Annotated in this window: 23 protein-coding genes and 1 riboswitch; of the genes, 19 read left to right on the plus strand and 4 right to left on the minus strand. The window is 37.0% G+C overall.

The features are described from left to right. Window positions 1–75: 75 nt before the first annotated feature. Window positions 76–681 carry an ECF transporter S component gene (locus tag ACSAMO_RS11210; protein ID WP_022230476.1) on the minus strand — a complete coding sequence of 202 codons (606 nt, stop codon included), beginning with the start codon at window positions 679–681 and terminating at the stop codon, window positions 76–78. 131 nt (window positions 682–812) lie between these two features. Then, window positions 813–938: riboswitch (FMN riboswitch) on the minus strand. 313 nt (window positions 939–1251) lie between these two features. Here ACSAMO_RS11210 and ACSAMO_RS11215 point away from each other — a divergent pair. Further along, entirely contained in the window at window positions 1252–2718 is a 1467-nt protein-coding gene (locus ACSAMO_RS11215; RefSeq protein WP_499209323.1) for an InlB B-repeat-containing protein, read from the plus strand. A 109-nt stretch (window positions 2719–2827) separates the two neighbouring features. After that, window positions 2828–6124, plus strand: a complete 3297-nt coding sequence (locus ACSAMO_RS11220; protein WP_499209324.1) for a stalk domain-containing protein — start codon at window positions 2828–2830, stop codon at window positions 6122–6124. Window positions 6125–6352: 228 nt separating this feature from the next. On the opposite strand, the gene ACSAMO_RS11225 is transcribed toward ACSAMO_RS11220, so the two are convergent. Together ACSAMO_RS11225 and ACSAMO_RS11230 are read right to left on the minus strand one after the other, a co-directional pair. Continuing rightward, window positions 6353–7378 carry a tyrosine-type recombinase/integrase gene (locus ACSAMO_RS11225; RefSeq protein ID WP_499209325.1) on the minus strand — a complete coding sequence of 342 codons (1026 nt, stop codon included), beginning with the start codon at window positions 7376–7378 and terminating at the stop codon, window positions 6353–6355. A 236-nt stretch (window positions 7379–7614) separates the two neighbouring features. Further along, entirely contained in the window at window positions 7615–8295 is a 681-nt protein-coding gene (locus tag ACSAMO_RS11230) for a LexA family protein (RefSeq protein ID WP_499209326.1), read from the minus strand. A 170-nt stretch (window positions 8296–8465) separates the two neighbouring features. On the opposite strand from ACSAMO_RS11230, the gene ACSAMO_RS11235 reads away from it, so the two are divergent. From ACSAMO_RS11235 to ACSAMO_RS11245, 3 genes are all read left to right on the plus strand, one after another. After that, the gene (locus ACSAMO_RS11235) at window positions 8466–8705 is read left to right on the plus strand and encodes a DUF739 family protein (protein ID WP_499209327.1); all 240 of its coding nucleotides are present in this window, start codon (window positions 8466–8468) and stop codon (window positions 8703–8705) included. Window positions 8706–8725: 20 nt separating this feature from the next. After that, window positions 8726–8923, plus strand: a complete 198-nt coding sequence (locus ACSAMO_RS11240; RefSeq protein ID WP_483229932.1) for a hypothetical protein — start codon at window positions 8726–8728, stop codon at window positions 8921–8923. Between the two features lie 540 nt (window positions 8924–9463). After that, complete coding sequence (locus tag ACSAMO_RS11245; protein WP_499209328.1) at window positions 9464–9649, plus strand: hypothetical protein; 186 nt, start codon at window positions 9464–9466, stop codon at window positions 9647–9649. Here the strand turns inward: ACSAMO_RS11245 and ACSAMO_RS11250 are convergent. Further along, window positions 9636–9854 carry a hypothetical protein gene (locus ACSAMO_RS11250; RefSeq protein ID WP_499209329.1) on the minus strand — a complete coding sequence of 73 codons (219 nt, stop codon included), beginning with the start codon at window positions 9852–9854 and terminating at the stop codon, window positions 9636–9638. The genes ACSAMO_RS11245 and ACSAMO_RS11250 overlap by 14 nt on opposite strands. A 78-nt stretch (window positions 9855–9932) precedes the next feature. Here ACSAMO_RS11250 and ACSAMO_RS11255 point away from each other — a divergent pair, with 78 nt between their 5' ends. From ACSAMO_RS11255 to ACSAMO_RS11320, 14 genes are all read left to right on the plus strand, one after another. Next, on the plus strand, window positions 9933–10145 hold the full coding sequence (locus ACSAMO_RS11255; protein ID WP_499209330.1) for a Thoeris anti-defense Tad2 family protein: 213 nt from the start codon (window positions 9933–9935) through the stop codon (window positions 10143–10145). Between the two features lie 23 nt (window positions 10146–10168). Further along, the gene (locus ACSAMO_RS11260) at window positions 10169–10357 is read left to right on the plus strand and encodes a hypothetical protein (RefSeq protein ID WP_499209331.1); all 189 of its coding nucleotides are present in this window, start codon (window positions 10169–10171) and stop codon (window positions 10355–10357) included. Window positions 10358–10591: 234 nt separating this feature from the next. Then, on the plus strand, window positions 10592–10795 hold the full coding sequence (locus tag ACSAMO_RS11265; RefSeq protein WP_118446826.1) for a hypothetical protein: 204 nt from the start codon (window positions 10592–10594) through the stop codon (window positions 10793–10795). Between the two features lie 94 nt (window positions 10796–10889). Continuing rightward, the gene (locus ACSAMO_RS11270; protein WP_499209332.1) at window positions 10890–11150 is read left to right on the plus strand and encodes a hypothetical protein; all 261 of its coding nucleotides are present in this window, start codon (window positions 10890–10892) and stop codon (window positions 11148–11150) included. A gap of 83 nt (window positions 11151–11233) precedes the next feature. Further along, a complete protein-coding gene (locus ACSAMO_RS11275; protein ID WP_499209333.1) occupies window positions 11234–11710 on the plus strand; it encodes a siphovirus Gp157 family protein in 477 nt (158 codons plus the stop codon). 12 nt (window positions 11711–11722) lie between these two features. Then, complete coding sequence (locus ACSAMO_RS11280; RefSeq protein WP_499209334.1) at window positions 11723–12352, plus strand: DEAD/DEAH box helicase family protein; 630 nt, start codon at window positions 11723–11725, stop codon at window positions 12350–12352. After that, window positions 12345–12908: a hypothetical protein gene (locus tag ACSAMO_RS11285; RefSeq protein WP_499209335.1), complete on the plus strand. Its 564-nt coding sequence runs from the start codon at window positions 12345–12347 to the stop codon at window positions 12906–12908. Before ACSAMO_RS11280 ends, ACSAMO_RS11285 begins: the two co-directional genes overlap by 8 nt. 22 nt (window positions 12909–12930) lie before the next feature. Continuing rightward, window positions 12931–14781: a DUF927 domain-containing protein gene (locus ACSAMO_RS11290; RefSeq protein ID WP_499209336.1), complete on the plus strand. Its 1851-nt coding sequence runs from the start codon at window positions 12931–12933 to the stop codon at window positions 14779–14781. Window positions 14782–15015: 234 nt separating this feature from the next. After that, window positions 15016–16266 (plus strand): SNF2-related protein, encoded by a 1251-nt coding sequence (locus ACSAMO_RS11295; protein ID WP_499209337.1) that lies wholly within the window; start codon window positions 15016–15018, stop codon window positions 16264–16266. After that, window positions 16266–16562: a VRR-NUC domain-containing protein gene (locus tag ACSAMO_RS11300; protein WP_499209338.1), complete on the plus strand. Its 297-nt coding sequence runs from the start codon at window positions 16266–16268 to the stop codon at window positions 16560–16562. Before ACSAMO_RS11295 ends, ACSAMO_RS11300 begins: the two co-directional genes overlap by 1 nt. After that, window positions 16552–16815, plus strand: coding sequence for a hypothetical protein (locus ACSAMO_RS11305; RefSeq protein WP_499209339.1), 264 nt, complete (start codon window positions 16552–16554; stop codon window positions 16813–16815). Before ACSAMO_RS11300 ends, ACSAMO_RS11305 begins: the two co-directional genes overlap by 11 nt. After that, on the plus strand, window positions 16812–17069 hold the full coding sequence (locus ACSAMO_RS11310) for a hypothetical protein (RefSeq protein WP_499209340.1): 258 nt from the start codon (window positions 16812–16814) through the stop codon (window positions 17067–17069). The genes ACSAMO_RS11305 and ACSAMO_RS11310 overlap by 4 nt, the downstream gene beginning before the upstream one ends. 11 nt (window positions 17070–17080) lie before the next feature. Next, on the plus strand, window positions 17081–17656 hold the full coding sequence (locus ACSAMO_RS11315) for a hypothetical protein (RefSeq protein ID WP_499209341.1): 576 nt from the start codon (window positions 17081–17083) through the stop codon (window positions 17654–17656). Next, on the plus strand, window positions 17653–17787 hold the full coding sequence (locus tag ACSAMO_RS11320; RefSeq protein WP_499209342.1) for a hypothetical protein: 135 nt from the start codon (window positions 17653–17655) through the stop codon (window positions 17785–17787). Before ACSAMO_RS11315 ends, ACSAMO_RS11320 begins: the two co-directional genes overlap by 4 nt. Window positions 17788–17791: the final 4 nt, after the last annotated feature.

The following is a 17791-nucleotide window of genomic DNA, read 5'->3' on the forward strand; positions in this document are numbered from 1 at the left end:
CTTCTCCTTAAAATAAAAATTACAGAATTCATTATACACTATATTTTTCTAAAATGCAATTATTACTATATCAAATTAATGTAAAATCTTTGAAATTTGTTTGTATAGTACGAATGTTATGATTGATAACAACAGTGCTTTTATTAAATTAAACGGAATTGCACCGTATAAAACATATCCCAAAGTGTTTGTTATAAGCGGATTAACCTTGCTGCAAAGCGATATAATTTGCTCCATAGGCATAACGTTTGTATAGAACGGTATCAAGATAAAGTAGTTTGCAAGTCCGCCTACGATTGCCATTGCTATTGCTCCGAGAACAAGACCTAAAACCGCACCTTTTCTTGTTTTGATACGCTTGTAAATAAGTGATGAAACAAGTACAAGTGAACCGCTTGCAAGGAAATCGGCAAGTTCACCGACACCGCCTGTGTCTGTTCTTAGCAGGTGTAGAGCCGCTTTGATGAATGCTATCGCAATACCCGTAACAGGACCGTATGCAAATCCGCCTATCAAAGCAGGTAAAGTTGAAAAATCAAACTTTAGAAACGGCGGCATAAACGGGATAGGAAATTCTAAAATCTGCATAAGTACAATAGATATACCCGACAGTATTCCTACACTTGCGATAAATTTCGGTGTAAACCTTGTTTTGTTTTGAACATTGTTGATTGCTTCCATAATTAAAAAGCCTCCTAAAAATTTATTTTGTATCTTTAGGAAAAGTTCTTCGCATAAATTTTGTCTTGACGCTATGAATGGGAAATAAAAAAAGCCCCATAGCATAGCTACAGGGCAAACCATACACAAAAAAACATCTTCTTCCGTCCGGACTTTAACCGTCGGTTTTGGAATTTCACCAAATCAGCCTACTGTACTGAGTAGGGTCGTGGACTTTAACCACCGGTAGGGAATTACACCCTGCCCTGAAGATACACTCATTTATATTATACACGTTTTTTTTAATTTTGCAACTGTTTTTTTAAAATTTATCAGTTTGTCTGCTCTGATAATACTCAAAAATCACATCATAAAATGTGATTTCGTGAGTTGCTGACAGATTATCGACAGGTTCAAACAGCAATGCTCTGTAACAAAAATGTAATGTCGAAAAGGAAGAAAAATACTCAAAAATTATTGCATCGTACATCAGTGTACGGTGTATAATTTAAGTATGAATAGATACATAAATATAATAAATTCTTTAGAAAATATTTTTGTGAGAATAATATAATTTTAGGAGGGAAAATCATGAAATCTAAAAAATTATTATCAATCATACTGGCGTTGGCAATGATGTTTTCTGTGTTGCCTGCAAGTACCGTTTTGGTACATGCCGAGGCAATTACGGAAACAATTTCCGCAGACACAACATGGAATGACGGTGATACGGTAGGCGGTGTTACAATATCAGGCGGAACCGTGACAATAAACGGTGATGTCGGTATCACGGCGGCAATTACTATCAAAGGCAATGTTACATTCACGGGCGGCGGAACGCTTAACAGAATGAGTCCATCGGGAAATTTGATAAAAGTTGAAAGCGGTAGTCTTACACTTAACAATGTTACAATAGACGGTAACAACGTGACAATTTCTGACAGTTGGACGGCAGCTGCGATCAATATGGCCGACGGTACTGTTATAATGAATGATGGGGCAAAGATTACAAATCATAAAAGAACCAGCGGTTATGGACCCGCAGTGTATATGGACGGCGGTAATTTTAAAATGAACGGTGGTACAATTTCAGGTTGTGAAAGCAGAAATTACGGTGGTGCTATATATTTAGATGGCGGTAGCTTTGAAATGAACGGCGGTATTATTGAAAATAATAAGACGACGTCAGATGCTTCCTCATATGGCGGCGGAGCATTTTATGTCAGAGCAGCTAAGCTTACTATAAACGGCGGTCTTATACAAAAAAATTCATCAAATTGCGGCGGTGCAATCTATAATACATCATACGGTACAACCATAATAAACGGCGGTGTGATAAAGAATAACACTACGTTAGGTGATACACCAAATGGTGCTGCGATTTTTCATAGTTGCAAACATGAAGCTAAGGCGTCATTGCGAATAGGCGGTAATGCAAATATTGATGTGGGAAATGATATTTATTTGATGTCAAATACATCTGCTACTAAATATGTTGAAATAACATCTTCAATAAAAAATCCGTTAATACTTACGGTAGAGGGCGAATCAGAAGGCAGAGTTATTGCTGATGCGGCAGAAGGCGTTGTGCTTACATACAATGATATGGCAAAGATTGGAGTTAGCAACAGCTCTTACGCATTGAAACTTGAGGATAATAAAATAAAGCTTACTCAAACATCAAGCGGAGTAACAACATTTCCTGTTTATCTCGGCTATGATGCAAACAATGGTACAAATGCACCGGACGGTAGCAGTGCCGAAATAGTTGCGGGCGACAGTGCAACTTTTACAATAAGTGACAGTGTGCCGACAAGAACAGGGTATGATTTTCTTGGTTGGGCGACAGATAAAGATGCAACATCAGCAGAATACCGTTCGGGTGGCAGTATTACAATAAGTTCCAATACAACACTATATGCAGTTTGGAAAAAAATATCGACTTTTGAAACAAATGAATTTACACAACCGCTTACAATAACAGGTTGGACATACGGTGAAACAGCAAATACACCGACAGCAGAAGCAAAATACGGAACAATAAAATATACATATTGACGGAACGTATACCGAAAAAGTCCCGACAAATGCAGGTACACATTATGTAAAAGCAACAGTCGAAGAAACAGCAGACTATTCGGGACTTGAAAGTAATGCTTTTGAATTTGTGATAGAAAAGAAAACACTTACAAATGACAACATAACAGACATTGCAGATCAAACATATACAGGGGGAGAAATAAAACCTGCTATTGAAGTTAAGGACGGAGATAAAACTCTTGTACTTGATACGGATTATACGGTAACATATGACAACAATACAGATGCGTCTGATGAGGCAAAAGTTATGGTTGAGATAATTTCAAACAACTATGCCGGAACACTTGAAAAAACATTTACAATATTACCGAAAACAATAAACACAGCAATAACACAACTAACTGCACCTGTTAAAAACGGAGTACCGCAGACAGAAATAGAAACAGACGAATATACAGCAACGGTAGTTTGGTCACCGGGAGTTACAGAAAAGTTTGTATATAATACGGTTTACACAGCAACAATAACAATCACACCGAAAACAAATTATACTGTAAAAGGAATTGCGAAAAACGGTTATACGGTAAGCGGTGCAGAAACAGTCACAAATGAGGCAGATTCCGTAACGGTAAAAGTAGTATATCCTGCAACAGAAAATAAAAACAGTAACGAATTTACACAACCGCTTACAATAACAGGTTGGACATACGGTGAAACAGCAAATACACCGACAGCAGTGGCAAAATACGGAACAATAAAATATACATATTCAAATACGGCAGACGGAACGTATACCGAAGAAGTTCCGACAGAGGCAGGTACACATTATGTAAAAGCAACAGTCGAAGAAACAGCGGACTATTCGGGACTTGAAAGTGATGCTTTTGAATTTGTAATAGGAAAGAAAACACTTACAAATGACAACATAACAGACATTGCAGATCAAACATATACAGGTGGAGAAATAAAACCTACTATTGAAGTTAAGGATGGAGATAAAACTCTTGTACTTGATACGGATTATACGGTAACATATGACAACAATACAAAAGCGTCTGATGAGGCAAAAGTTACGGTTGAGATAATTTCAAACAACTATGCCGGAACACTTGAAAAAACATTTACAATATTACCGAAAACAATAAATTCAGCAATAACACTGACTGCACCTGTTAAAAATGAAGTACCGCAGACAGAAATAACAACAGACGAATATACAGCAACAGTGTCTTGGTCACCGAAAGTTACAGACAAGTTTGTATATAATACGGTTTACACAGCAACAATAACAATCACACCAAAAGCAAATTATACTGTAAAAGGAATTGCAGAAAACGGTTATACCGTAAACGGTGCACAAACAGTTACAAATGAGGCAGATTCTGCTACAGTAACGGCAGTGTATTCTGCAACGGAAAACAAAAACAGTAACGAATTTACACAACCGCTTGCAATAACAGGTTGGACATACGGTGAAACAGCAAATAAACCAACTGCAAAGGCAAAATACGGAACAATAAAATATACATATTCAAATACGGCAGACGGAACGTATACCGAAGAAGTTCCGACAGAGGCAGGTACACATTATGTAAAAGCAACAGTCGAAGAAACAGCAGACTATTCGGGACTTGAAAGTAATGCAGTTGAATTTACAATATTGCCGAAAACAATAAACACAGCAATAACACAACTAACTGCACCTGTTAAAAATGAAGTACCGCAGACAGAAATAGAAACAGACGAATATACAGCAACGGTAGTTTGGTCACCGGAAGTTGAAGACAAATTCGGATATGATACCGTTTATACGGCAACAATAACAATTACACCGAAAGCAAATTATACTGTAAAAGGAATTGCAGAAAACGGTTATACCGTAAACGGTGCACAAACAGTTACAAATGAGGCAGATTCTGCTATAGTAACGGCAGTGTATTCTGCAACAGGTATTGATGACACAGTTGATACAAATGAATTTACCAAACCGCTTGAAATAGTCGGATGGACATATGGTGACACACCAAATGCACCGACAGCGTCGGTAAAATACGGAACACCTAAATATACATATTCAACGGCGGCAGACGGGGAATATAACGACATTGTTCCGACAGATGCGGGAACATATTATGTAAAAGCAACGGTTGAAGAAACAGATAAGTATACAGGACTTGAAAGTGACGCAGTTGAATTTGTAATAGGAAAGAAAATACTTACAAATGACAACATAACAAAAATAGCAGACCAAACATATACAGGTGAGGAGATTAAACCTGTTATTGAGGTCAAAGATGGGGATAAAGTTCTTGTACTTGATACAGATTATACAGTGGCATATGAAAAAAATATAAAAGCATCTGAAGAGGCAAAAGCTAAAGTTGAGATGATTTCAAATAATTATGAAGGAACACTTGAAAAATTATTTACAATATTGCCGAAAACAATAAATTCTGAAATAATACTGACTGCACCTGTTAAAAACGGAGTACCGCAGACAGAAATGGAAACAAACGAATATACAGCAACGGTAGCTTGGTCGCCGGAAGTTACGGATAAATTCGGATATAGTACGGTTTATACCGCAACAATAACAATTACACCGAAAGCAAATTATACTGTAAAAGGAATTGCAGAAAACGGTTATACCGTAAGCGATGCAGAAACAGTTACAAATGAGGCAGACTCTGCGAGAGTAACTGCTGTATATGCGGCAACCGGCAGTAAGAGCAGTGGCGGCAGCGGCAGTACAAAACGTTATACAGTTTCGTTTAACACAAACGGCGGTAATAAGATAACGAGTCAGACTGTTGCAAAAGATAATTCAGTCAAAGAACCGACTGCTCCGATAAAAGAAAACTTTGAATTTGCGGGATGGTATACTGATAAGGAACTTACAACAAAGTACGATTTTACGGAAAAAGTAACAAAAAGTTTTACACTTTACGCAAAGTGGACTGAACAGAAAAAGGAAAACGGCGGAAGTGGAGATGTCGTAAATAATAATAGCGGAAATGAAAATAAAGAAAGTTCAAATACAATAGTTTTGACAATCGATGAACATGACGCACTCGTTTACGGAACAACAAAGACAAATGATGTTGCTCCAAAGGTTGTGAATGACCGTACAATGTTGCCTGCTCGTTTTGTTGCGGAAAATCTTGGCGCAACAGTTGAATGGGACGGCGAAAAACAACTTGTAACAATCACAGGTAAGAACGAAAAACAAGAGGATGTGACAATTCTTATCACAATCGGCTCGGATTATGCAAAAGTAAACGGTGAGGAAGTTAAACTTGATAGCCCTGCTTTTGTTGAAAACGACCGTACATATACACCGATACGTTTTATCTCGGAAAATTTGGGTGCAACGGTTAAGTGGAATGAAACAGAACAAACTGTTACAATTCAAAGAGTTAAATAAATAAGAAATAGCAGCTGATTTTTCAGCTGCTATTTTAATGTTGAAATATCTTACAATGAATGAGGTGACAATGCAATGTCAAGCACTTGTTGAACAGTGAGTGCTTTTTGTATAAAATAAAAAAAGCGATAACCGAAGTTATCGCTTTAATTGGTGCAGATGAAGGGACTTGAACCCTTTTAAAATCGAGTAATACTGCCGTTTATAGCCTGTTTGACTAATGCTTGACTAACTGATATATCTATTTAGTTTTTCTCCTGTTTGTTCAAGATGATTTTTGCGAATGTGTGTATAGATATTTCGGGTCACTGATATATCACTGTGTCCTAATAAATACTGTGCGTCTTTTGCATCAATTTCCGCTTCAAATAGTATCGTTGCATATGTGTGACGCAACTGATGTGCGGTTATATTCAATCCTACTTCTTCTTTATATTTCTTCCACTTACGTTCAAATGTTGAATAAGCGAGAGGTTTTGTTCCGTCAACCGAAAATAAATATTCTTCTGCTTTGCCTTTCGTCAGTTTATCAGCCAACACGTCCGGCAGGAACACTTTACGTTCACCGCTTTCTGTTTTTGTACCCTTTATATGTGCTACACCACCTTTGTAGTAGATAGATTTAGAAACTGAAATCTCTTTATTATCAAAATCAATATCTTTATACTGTAGAGCAAGAGCTTCACCTTTTCGTAGCCCCGTATACATCAAGAAGTACGGAAACAATCCGAAAGGTTGATTAATATTGTCTTTTACAATTTCAACTTCTTCTTCAGTTAATGCTTGACGTTTGACGGGAGCTTTGCCTTTCGGTGGTGTTATGTATCTTGTGGGGTCAGTTGTAATATAGCCCTTAATACAAGCGTATTTACATACTAATCTTAACACAGACAAAGTATCTTTTATCGACTTCGAGGAATAATTACGACTGACAAAGTAGTTTAGATATTGTTCAACGTCAATCGGCTGAATATCTTTAATATAAATGTATTCAAATTCTTCGATTGCGTAATTCAACAAAACCTTGTAGCGTCTTGCAGTATTATACTCAATCTTCGGGAAATGTTCTTCTTCCCATTCTTCCGCCACATCACAAAATAGCTTGCCTTTTTCCTCTTGCTTTGTGTAAGAAAGTATTTGACGATTTATATCACGTTCAGCTTGCTGTTCTGTTGTCTTGCTACTATAAAAGTATAACCGTTTACCATTTATTGTGACGACTTTTAAGTATCTTCCGTCTTTTCTCTTTTTCATTTTAATACACTCCTTTTAAAATTAGGTATTGCAAAAACAGAGTGTATATGATACAATAATTTTGCGAATATGTGTATCATATGCAATACACTCTATATCTTATTCTCCGACTGTTGGTAGCGGTCGGGGGATTTTTTATTTGCAATTTATTAAAAATCGACTATTTTAATAAATTAATTACGATTTTGATACATTTTGTTACGTTTTTTGTATTTTTAATGCGATTTTAGAATGTTTTAAAATTTCCTTTTTATTGACCGAACCAATCCAAAAACCCGAATACGCAAAACATTTTCATTTTCAAAACGTCTGACAGGGTACATCGGATTTATCGAATGTAATTCAATAAAATTAGGACCGTATACGATTTTCTTAATAACGCCTTCTTCATCATCAATCAATACCACGGCATAACTGCCACTGTCTACCGACGACTGGCATCTGACAAGTACAAGGTCACCTTCTTCAAACTTCGGATACATACTGTCGCCCTTAACTGTTAAATATCTGTACTCTTGTCCGTCTTTTACGTCATCGTAGTCTGTCGGTTCATATCCGATAATTTCATTATCAGCAAGACAACCCGTTCCGGCTGCAACAGAACCAATAACAGGAACATTAACAAACTTTATATCATCTAACGGATATGTGTTTGATGGGGCAGGTGATTCAGCTTGCATTGGAACGTCATATCCCATAAGCCATGCTTCACTTACATTTAACGCTTTACCTAATATATATAGTTTATGTTGTCCAGGTTCTGATTTACCCGCCACATATTGACTTATATCGTTTCTGCCTAATCTCGTATTATTTTCTTTGCAATAAGGCTCTGCCAATCTTACTATATCAATCTGTTTTAAATTACGTTCTTTCATTAATTGTTTTAATCTAAGAGCAGTATTTGAATTTTTCAATTTTATCGCCTCCTCACACGATTATTGTAACAGTTCTTGAACAAAAAGTCAATAAGTTTTATAAAAAAGTTCATTTTTTTTGAACAAAAGTATTGACAAGTGGTGAAGAACATGGTATTATATAATTGTTCAAAGTTACTGAACAAAAAATAGAAAGGGGGTAAATAAATATGTCATTTAAGTACGCAAAGTTGTCGGGAAGAATTAAAGAAAAGTTCAAGACGCAAGAAAGATTTGCGGAGGCGATGAATATGTCACCACGCAGTATATCATTAAAATTAAACAACAAAAGAGAATGGAAACAAAACGAAATTGATAAAGCTTGTGAACTGTTGGAAATTCCAACTTCCGAAATTGGTGAATTTTTTTTTGCCAACATTGTTCAAAGCTCTGAACAAAAATCAGCGTAAATGAAAGGGGGTACATAATAATGAACGAAGAAAAAGTTACTATAAACATAGGTACAGACACAACGGAGCTTAATCAAAAACTTGATGAAAGCATAAAAAAAGCAACGGAGTTAATGGAATTGCTACAACAATTAGGAATAACTCCGTTACTAAAAATTAATACACCATATAATAATGCAAATAGGGTAAGAGGAGCGAAAATTACTCGCCGCAATTAGAAAGTTTTTCACTAATATCTTGTAACCATTTTGTATTACCGTTTATGCGAGAAATGGCGCATTCAGCTAATTCATCATCGTACCAAGCACATCGTGAAGAACAGGGTGCTTTATCGGTAGCAGTTGACATTAGTGGACAGATTTCGTAATTTGTAAAACTCATTATAATCACCTCGCTTTCTACGGTGATTATAACACAAATAACGGGGAAATACAATCAGCGTAAATGAAAGGGAGTGTTGAGCAATGGATATATGGGACTTTTTGATGAGTCACCCGTTGGTGGTAACGATTGTAGTTTCCATTATCTCAAGTGCAGTATTTTGTGTATTGTTTAACTGGTTGTTAAGTGCTGTCTTTCCCCAAATATAGCCGATAAGTGTTGCAATAGCAGTTTATAACACAAATAACTGGAAAAGTACAGAAGTATCAATAGGTTTAATCATATCTTGTATCTTTGAAAGTGATGGATATTGTGTTGAAAGTTGGTTTCATATCTGCAAGAACAAAAAAACGGCGTAAATGAAAGGGGGCGAGAAAATGAGTGAAGAAAAGATAAAAACGATTGCTGAAATGCTTTCGGGGTTAAAACGTTATGAGTGGTCGAGATTAAAAATCGCTATCGAACGTATGTATGATTCGGCATCTTGTAAATTGTCTTTGGGAGATGCCGAATCTATACAAAAAAATATCGCATTAGAAATGAAAGATATTAGTCATCTATAATTTGTATCATAGATGGGTGTAAGCGATAGTCGTGACCTTGATATTGAACGTGTATGTATCCGTATTTAAAACATTCGGCAACGGTAGAGCCTTCAAGAAATGTTAAGTTTTCCGTGAAATACGTTACAGGTTTTTGACAGTCGGCTACTGTGCCAGTTTCGGTTATGTCAGTCCAATTACCAAGCAGATTTGCGTAAATTCTCATATAATCACCTCCTTTGAGGTTGATTATAGCACAAATAGCAAGGAAATACAATCAGCGTAAATGAAAGTAGGTGAGAGAATGAACATTTATAAAGCGGCGAAGAAAGCAAGAAAACGTAAACGTTTTATAGCACGAAAAAAATACATAAGAACGGTGTTAGCCGGTGTAAAGATAAAACCTACAGACAGTGCAGAATGTTGTATAGTTTTCAAGAACAACAAGCCCTCTGCAAGTCGTTGGAATCCGTCCGCAGAGGATTTAGCCGCAAAAGATTGGATTATAGTAGATTAGAAGATAGAAAGTAGGTGATTAAAATGGCTTTAGAGAAACCATCATATAGAGATAATCTCGAAAGAATTAAGGAATTTTTTCCGACTAAAGAGTTATTAAAAGTTAAAGACGTTCAAAACTTCTGCGGTTTGAACAGAAAAACGGTAGAAAGACTGTTCAATTTTAAAGACGGATATATCTCGGTTGCAAAATTGGCACGAGAGATGTCGTAACAATTAAATCTCACAGGCAGACAAGGGCTGTCCGCGTGTTATCCGTAAAATAGTTAGACTTTCCCTAAGAGTTTTAATCCTTTTGCGGACGGCTCCTGTGTGCCTGTGAGGAAGTAAAGAGAGGTAAACAAATGAACACAATAGGAATTGCGCTGATTAGTTTCGGTGTGGGACTGATAATCAGCTTAAAGCTGATGAAAGAGGACGAGAAGAAACGAAAGCGGGGTAAAAGAGATGTTTAAGTTAATAAGAGAAATTCGCCGAAATATGTCAGTTATGAATATAGACGGTATAAGAATTTTAGCAGAAGTGGCAAGAGATATTGTATGTAATAAAAAATATCGTAAGGCGGATGGTGAATTAACACCGGAACAGTTCGACAGACAGGTTAAGCAAGTTTTGGACATCGTAAAAAGAAACGAGGTGTGCAATGTCTGAAAAAATTAAGTATGCTATATCGGTTGTTGTATTTAGTGCGATACTGATTATGACAGAATTTATAATGATGAATATGATTGGGAGGTGAAAGAGAATGAATAACTATTACATTACATTCGGCAGTGAGGGACAGCCATTTAAGGGTGGCTGGATAATCATCGAGGCGGAAACAATAGAGCAAGCGTGCAAGATTTTCAGAGCAATGTATCAATACAAGGAAACTGGCGATACACTATTAAAATTCTGTTCGATATACACAGAAGAAACCTTTAAGCAAACAGAAATGTACAAAAGCAATGATAATCTTGGAGCAGGTTGTCACTGCAAAATCAGCATAAAAAAAGAGACCGTATGAGGTGCAACTCGAAACGGTCAAAACTTAAATACAGATTTAATTATCTGTGTTTGTATTTTAACACATAGAAAGGAAAATGTCAAATGAACATATACGAAATAGACAATGCAATGTTTTCTTTAATTGACGAAGAAACAGGCGAAATAAAGGATTATGAGGCATTTGAAGAACTACAAATGCAAAAGGAAGAAAAAATCGAAAATACAGCGTTATGGTATAAAAATCTTGTAGCCGAGAGCAAAGCTATAAGAGAAGAAGAAAAAGCACTTGCGGAACGTCGTAAGTCGTTGGAAAACAAGGCTGAACAATTAAAGGACTATGTAAACCAAGCATTGCAAGGCAATAAGTTCAGTACATCAAAAGTGGCGATAAGCTACAGAAAATCAACAGCAGTAGAAGTTGATGACGAATTTATCGACTATGCAATAAAGAGTAACAGTGACTTACTGACATATAAGCAACCGGAGCCAAACAAAGCGGTCATTAAGGGAATGTTGCAGGGCGGTTTTGATATTCCGCATGCAGAGTTAGTCGAAAGAAATAATATGAGCATAAAATAAGGAGTGATACATATGGGAATACCGGTTTTAATTATGGGTGAAAGCGGTAGCGGAAAAAGTGCAAGCCTAAGAAATTTTAATGAAGATGATTTGGTAATATTTAATGTGGCAAGTAAGCCACTTCCGTTCCGCAAGAAGTTAAATTCAATCAAAAAGGCTACATACAACGTTATTGCCAAAGAATTAAGTAAAAAGCAGTATAAGCGATACGTTATAGACGACAGTCAATATCTGTTGGCGTTCGATTCGTTTAATCGTGCAAAAGAAACAGGCTATGCGAAGTTTACCGATATGGCGGTACGTTTTCAGAAGATGATTACATTTATTATTGAGGGATTGCCCGATGATACAATCGTATATTTTTTGCACCATTGCGAGCAGACCGAAAACGGTAAAATTAAAGCGAAAACAATCGGTAAAATGTTGGACAATCAGTTGACCGTTGAGGGACTGTTTTCAATCGTTTTGCTATGTCAAGCTGACGGTCAAAGTCATAGTTTCATAACGCAATCAGACGGACATACAACGTGTAAGTCGCCTATGGATATGTTTGATTTAGAGATTGATAACGATTTGAAAGCAGTTGACGAAAGAATAAGAGAATATTACGGACTGAATGAGGAGGATAAGAATAATGAATAAGATACAAGGATATGACGAGGCGCAAGCATACACAGGTGAGAGCAGAGCATTGCCGGCAGGCAAATATATCTGCGAAATCAAGGGTGCAAAAGAGGTTGAAACCAAAAACGGTAAGAAACAGTTGGTATTGCAACTGGATATTGCAGAGGGCGAATACAAGGATTTTTATAGCGACCAATTTTCAAAAACTATTAAAGAAAAGGGAACGGCGGCAAAGTGGAACAACGGAGGACTTTTCAGACAAGGATACGAGGGTAAACAATTACCGTTTTTTAAAGGTATGATTACTTGTATTGAAGAAAGTAATGAGGGCTATGAATGGAATTGGGACGAAAAAACGCTTAAGGGTAAGAAAATAGGTGTATTGTTTGGACGTGAACAATACCTGATGAACGGTCAAAAAAAATGGGCGACTAAGGCAAGAGCGGTAAGAAGTATCAAAGGATTGGAAATGTCCGAAATTCCACAGGATAAACTGCTTGACGGAAGTGCATCGGGATTTGATACAAGCGGATTTGATGATGAGAACGAATCGGAAGAAGATTTGCCGTTTTAATATAGGTTAAGGAATGGGTGCTATGGAGAATGAAAACAGAATAACGATACCCGATTTCAGTAAGGACGATTTTTTAATATCATCAAAACCGTTTCAATGGATAATAGACCAAGCTGACGGCAACGAGTTTATCAAAGGTCAGCTTGTGGCACAAATGGCGGACAAAGCGAAAGAACTTGATGTATCCAACTTTCGGACGCAATTCAAAAACTACGTCAGAGCGCAAAAAGGTCAAAGTATTGTTTACGGCAATGTAATGGAGTTCAGCGGTACGGCGATAATGTGGGACACAGGCGAATGGATTGCAACTGATGACGGAGTGTATAGGTTTAAAGGGCAGTTTAGTGAAAAAGTGACGGCGTGTCCACACCCGATATTTATGATAACAAGATATTCAAATGTAGATACTGATGTTGAAAGTGTGCAACTTGTTTACGGCAGACCGGGACGAAATTATAAAACTAAAATCGTCCCACGTTCTGACCTTGCAAGTGCGAATAAAATCGTAAAATTAGCTGAATACGGTGTCGGTGTAACATCAGAAAATGCAAAGGCACTTGTACAGTTTTTAAGTGATTTTGAAAGTATAAATTACGACAAAATAATCGAAAAGAAATCGTGCGATCATATGGGTTGGGTAGGCAGAGGATTTAAAGAATTTGCACCGTATATATCAGATTTGGAGTTTGAGGGACAGGACAGTTTCAGACAGTTATTTAATTCGGTAAGAGAGGTCGGCAGTTATGAAAAATGGCTTAAAACAATCAGAGATTACCGCAAAAACGGTAATATAGTTGTTCGCATGGTTATGGCGGCGAGTTTTGCGAGTGTACTGTTAAAACCGCTCGGAGCATTGCCGTTCTTCGTTCACCTATGGGGCGATACAGAAACGGGTAAATCGGTTGCGCTACTTGCGGCAGTGTCTGTATGGGCTGAGCCGGTTATTGGTAAATATGCCTATACATTCAATTCTACTGATGTAGGTAATGAATTATATGCGGCGTGTTTGAACTCACTGCCGTTATGTATGGACGAATTGCAGATACTGAATAAACGTTCTGATTTTGATGATATAATATACCGCCTGTGCGAGGGTACAGGACGTTTACGCGGTAAAAAAGACGGTGGTATACAAAATATTAAGACGTGGCGAAATTGTATTATAACCACAGGTGAACGTCCGATAACGTCAATGTCATCGGGTGGCGGTGCAGTCAATCGTGTTATTGAAATCGAATGTAACGGCGGTAAGTTCTTCAAAAATCCGAGAGAATTTTGCAGAACGATACAAGCGAATTACGGTCACGCCGGTAAAGAATTTGTTGATAATTTAACCGGAAATATCGCCGAAGCACGAGCATTGCACGAAAAGTATATTAAACTGTTGGAAGATAATACAGAGGCAACGGACAAACAAATTGCGTCAGCGGCGGCATTATTAACCGCTGATGAACTGTCTGAACGTTGGATATTTAATGACGGTGTACGAATCAGTATAGATGATATTAAACCATATTTGCAGACCAAGGATATGTTGAACGTCAACAGACGTGCGTATGATTATCTGCGTGAAGAAATTATCGCAAATCATAGCAATTTCACATCAAACGGCAATGAGTGTTGGGGAATAGAACAGGACGGCAATATATACATATTGAAAAATCGGTTTAATTCGATAATTACTGACGGCGGATTTAATCCGCAGTCAACACTTTCATGGATGATTCGTAACCATAAAATTGCACGTCACGAAAACGGCAGACGTGATATATCCAAGCGAATTAATGGCGCAAAAGCACATTGTATCTGTATCTATGTAGATGATATAGACGACTACGAGAACATTGAAAATGATGAAGATTTACCATTTTAATATAAAAAGTGTCCCCAAGTCCCCAACGTCCTCAACAAAACTATAATGTATATATAGTAATATTTATTTGATTAGTTATAAAAAATCAAAAAATATTGTTCTATATAGAGTAATAAAAAATGTGTGGACATTGGGGACATATACCGATAAATCGCATAGGTATCGCATTCGGTAGCCCCCAATTTTAAAAATACTGTTTGGGGGCGTGGGGACGCATATATAAGGAGTTAAACAATGAAATTATTTGATTATCAAGAAAAAGCACTTGCATTGACAAGTGATAAAGATAATTCGGCATTTTACTATGATATGGGATTAGGTAAGACGTTTATAGGCAGTGAACGATTACGATTATACGGTGAACGCGTGAATATAATTGTGTGTCAGAAGTCTAAAATCAAAGACTGGTGCGAGCATTTCAAAGAGCATTATACGGATTATGCAGTATTTGATTTGACGAATAAAAAGGATATGCAGGGATTTATGATATATCCGATATACAAATGTATCGGTATCATAAATTATGAATTGGCTTACAGACGTGAAGAACTAAGGAAACTAAAGGATTTCACTATGATGTTAGATGAAAGTTCAATGATAAAAAATGAAACTGCAAAACGTACGAAGTTCATATTATCGTTGAAACCGTCACATACAATATTGTTATCCGGTACACCGACAGACGGCAAGTATGAGTTCCTGTATTCGCAGTTACGATTGTTAGGTTGGAAGATTACAAAAACAGCATATTATAACCGATACATAAAAACGGAATTGCGAAGTTACGGCGGTCCAATGTTCAGAGTAGTTACAGGATACAAGAATGTAAGCGAATTAAAGGCAAAACTAAAGGAATACGGAGCGGTATTCGCTAAGGCGGAAGAAGTTATTAAGTTACCTGAAAAGAAGTTTATCAAGGAATATTCGACTGTTTCATCAGACTATAAAAAGTTTATGAAAGACCGAGTAATCAAGATAGACGATAAGGAATTGACAGGCGACAGTACATTGTCAAAAAGACTGTATGCAAGAATGTTATGCAGTGCATATAGCAAAGACAAAATATCGCGATTAATTGATTTAGTTAATTCTACATCTGACAGGGTTATTATATTCTACAATTTCAATACCGAACTTGAAGCATTAAGAAAAGTGCTGTTTGATAGACCGATAAGCATAGTAAACGGACAGATCAAGAACCTAAAGGCATACGAAAATAACGATAATTCAGTTACATTGATACAATATCAAGCCGGAGCTATGGGATTAAATTTGCAAAAGGCGAACAGAATTATATATTTTTCTCTGCCGGAACGTTCGGAACTGTTTGAGCAATCAAAAGCGAGAATATGCCGTATCGGTCAAGAAAAACAATGCTATTATCACATAATGATGTGCCATAAGAGCGTGGAAGAAAAGATATATGAGTGTCTGTTAATGCGAAAAGATTATACAGACGAATTATTCAGAAAGGAATTTGGCTGATGGCAGAGGAAAAGAATTTTGAAAATCGAGTTAAGCAATGGCTTAGAAGTAAAGGCTGTTATGTGGTTAAATATTATGGTTGCGGAGGTACAAGAGCGGGCGTTCCTGATTTGCTTGTATGTGCGAATGGTAAGTTTATAGGTGTTGAGATTAAAGCTGAACACGGTAAGTTGGCACCGTTGCAACGCAGTCATTTAGATAAAATATTAACTTCCGGCGGTGCGGTGACAGTCCTTAGACCGTCTGAATTTGACGGATTTAAAAAGTTCATTGAGGAAGTGCTGAATGATGATTGATAAAGCTACAAGAAATAAGCTGAAAGCTAAGGCAAACGAATTGTCGGATATATGTGTAACCGATGGCGAAAAGTTTGCAAAATGCTATGACGATATGTATAACAGTGGTGAATTTAATTGCGGGGAATGTTTCATCATAGCACGATTAGCTGATTTATATACTGCAATAAAACAGGGCATTATTGATAAAAATGACGGTGCTAAACAACAAAGTGAAATATTTAAGGTGATTGAATTGGAGGAACAAGAATGAAGTTTAGAACAAAACCGTGTGAAATTGAGGCGGTACAATGGGAAGGGCATAACCTTGATGAAATTATAAAATTTACAAATGGATTAGAAAAACATATTATCCGTGTAGAGGGCTTAGAGCCTGTTATATTTATATCAACATTAGAAGGCGATATGAAGGCAAGCGTCGGCGATTACATCATCAGAGGACTACGAGGGGAATATTACCCGTGTAAGCCTGATGTGTTCCACGCGAAGTACGAGCCGTGCGAATAAGAGGTGACGATATGAGAACTGAACAATTTGAAGAAGTTATAAATAACCGCATAGAAACGTGTAAAAGCGTTCTATGCAGTAAAGCGGAAGAATATGCAACCGATGATAGATTACACAATTTCAAAGTAGCAGGCGAATTGCAGAAATGTACACCTGTAAAAGCGTTAGGCGGTATGATGGCAAAGCATACTGTCAGCGTGTATGATTTGATTGACGATTACGAACAGGGCAAGGCAATATCAGAAGAAATGTGGGCTGAAAAGATAGGTGACAGTATAAATTATTTGCTGTTGCTTACGGCTCTGTTGGAGGAAGATAAAAATTTTGAGCCGATGAAAAGAGGAATGACATACGAACAAACAATAGAGGTTATTACAAATGCTATACGAAAAGACGAAATGACTGTCGAACAAGATATGGCATTGGCTATTGTACAAAAAACATTGAAAAAACAAATTCCCCAAAAAATAGGATTTGACGGCAATCAATTCATTTGTCCTAATTGCGGCAACGGTACAAAAGACATATTCGGCGATAAATATTGCGTTGAATGTGGACAACGTTTGAAATTGGAGTTTACAGAATGAGCAAAAAGTATAAGGGATTTAAGGGTAGCGGCTACAACAAAAAGCCGCTACCGAAACACACAAATAAAACGTTGCTGAAAATTATAAAAAAGGCAATGGCGAGCAAGTTGGAAATTGATTGTAAGTATTGAGGAG

The organism is Ructibacterium sp. SJQ-7, from assembly GCF_054696575.1.

Coding starts and splice junctions, on each gene's coding strand:
- ACSAMO_RS11210 (WP_022230476.1), bottom strand. CDS start 681: ATGGAAGCAATCAACAATGTTCAAAACAAAACAAGGTTTACACCGAAA.
- ACSAMO_RS11215 (WP_499209323.1), top strand. CDS start 1,252: ATGAAATCTAAAAAATTATTATCAATCATACTGGCGTTGGCAATGATG.
- ACSAMO_RS11225 (WP_499209325.1), bottom strand. CDS start 7,378: ATGAAAAAGAGAAAAGACGGAAGATACTTAAAAGTCGTCACAATAAAT.
- ACSAMO_RS11235 (WP_499209327.1), top strand. CDS start 8,466: ATGTCATTTAAGTACGCAAAGTTGTCGGGAAGAATTAAAGAAAAGTTC.
- ACSAMO_RS11240 (WP_483229932.1), top strand. CDS start 8,726: ATGAACGAAGAAAAAGTTACTATAAACATAGGTACAGACACAACGGAG.
- ACSAMO_RS11245 (WP_499209328.1), top strand. CDS start 9,464: ATGAGTGAAGAAAAGATAAAAACGATTGCTGAAATGCTTTCGGGGTTA.
- ACSAMO_RS11250 (WP_499209329.1), bottom strand. CDS start 9,854: ATGAGAATTTACGCAAATCTGCTTGGTAATTGGACTGACATAACCGAA.
- ACSAMO_RS11255 (WP_499209330.1), top strand. CDS start 9,933: ATGAACATTTATAAAGCGGCGAAGAAAGCAAGAAAACGTAAACGTTTT.
- ACSAMO_RS11260 (WP_499209331.1), top strand. CDS start 10,169: ATGGCTTTAGAGAAACCATCATATAGAGATAATCTCGAAAGAATTAAG.
- ACSAMO_RS11265 (WP_118446826.1), top strand. CDS start 10,592: ATGTTTAAGTTAATAAGAGAAATTCGCCGAAATATGTCAGTTATGAAT.
- ACSAMO_RS11270 (WP_499209332.1), top strand. CDS start 10,890: ATGAATAACTATTACATTACATTCGGCAGTGAGGGACAGCCATTTAAG.
- ACSAMO_RS11275 (WP_499209333.1), top strand. CDS start 11,234: ATGAACATATACGAAATAGACAATGCAATGTTTTCTTTAATTGACGAA.
- ACSAMO_RS11280 (WP_499209334.1), top strand. CDS start 11,723: ATGGGAATACCGGTTTTAATTATGGGTGAAAGCGGTAGCGGAAAAAGT.
- ACSAMO_RS11285 (WP_499209335.1), top strand. CDS start 12,345: ATGAATAAGATACAAGGATATGACGAGGCGCAAGCATACACAGGTGAG.
- ACSAMO_RS11290 (WP_499209336.1), top strand. CDS start 12,931: ATGGAGAATGAAAACAGAATAACGATACCCGATTTCAGTAAGGACGAT.
- ACSAMO_RS11295 (WP_499209337.1), top strand. CDS start 15,016: ATGAAATTATTTGATTATCAAGAAAAAGCACTTGCATTGACAAGTGAT.
- ACSAMO_RS11300 (WP_499209338.1), top strand. CDS start 16,266: ATGGCAGAGGAAAAGAATTTTGAAAATCGAGTTAAGCAATGGCTTAGA.
- ACSAMO_RS11305 (WP_499209339.1), top strand. CDS start 16,552: ATGATGATTGATAAAGCTACAAGAAATAAGCTGAAAGCTAAGGCAAAC.
- ACSAMO_RS11310 (WP_499209340.1), top strand. CDS start 16,812: ATGAAGTTTAGAACAAAACCGTGTGAAATTGAGGCGGTACAATGGGAA.
- ACSAMO_RS11315 (WP_499209341.1), top strand. CDS start 17,081: ATGAGAACTGAACAATTTGAAGAAGTTATAAATAACCGCATAGAAACG.
- ACSAMO_RS11320 (WP_499209342.1), top strand. CDS start 17,653: ATGAGCAAAAAGTATAAGGGATTTAAGGGTAGCGGCTACAACAAAAAG.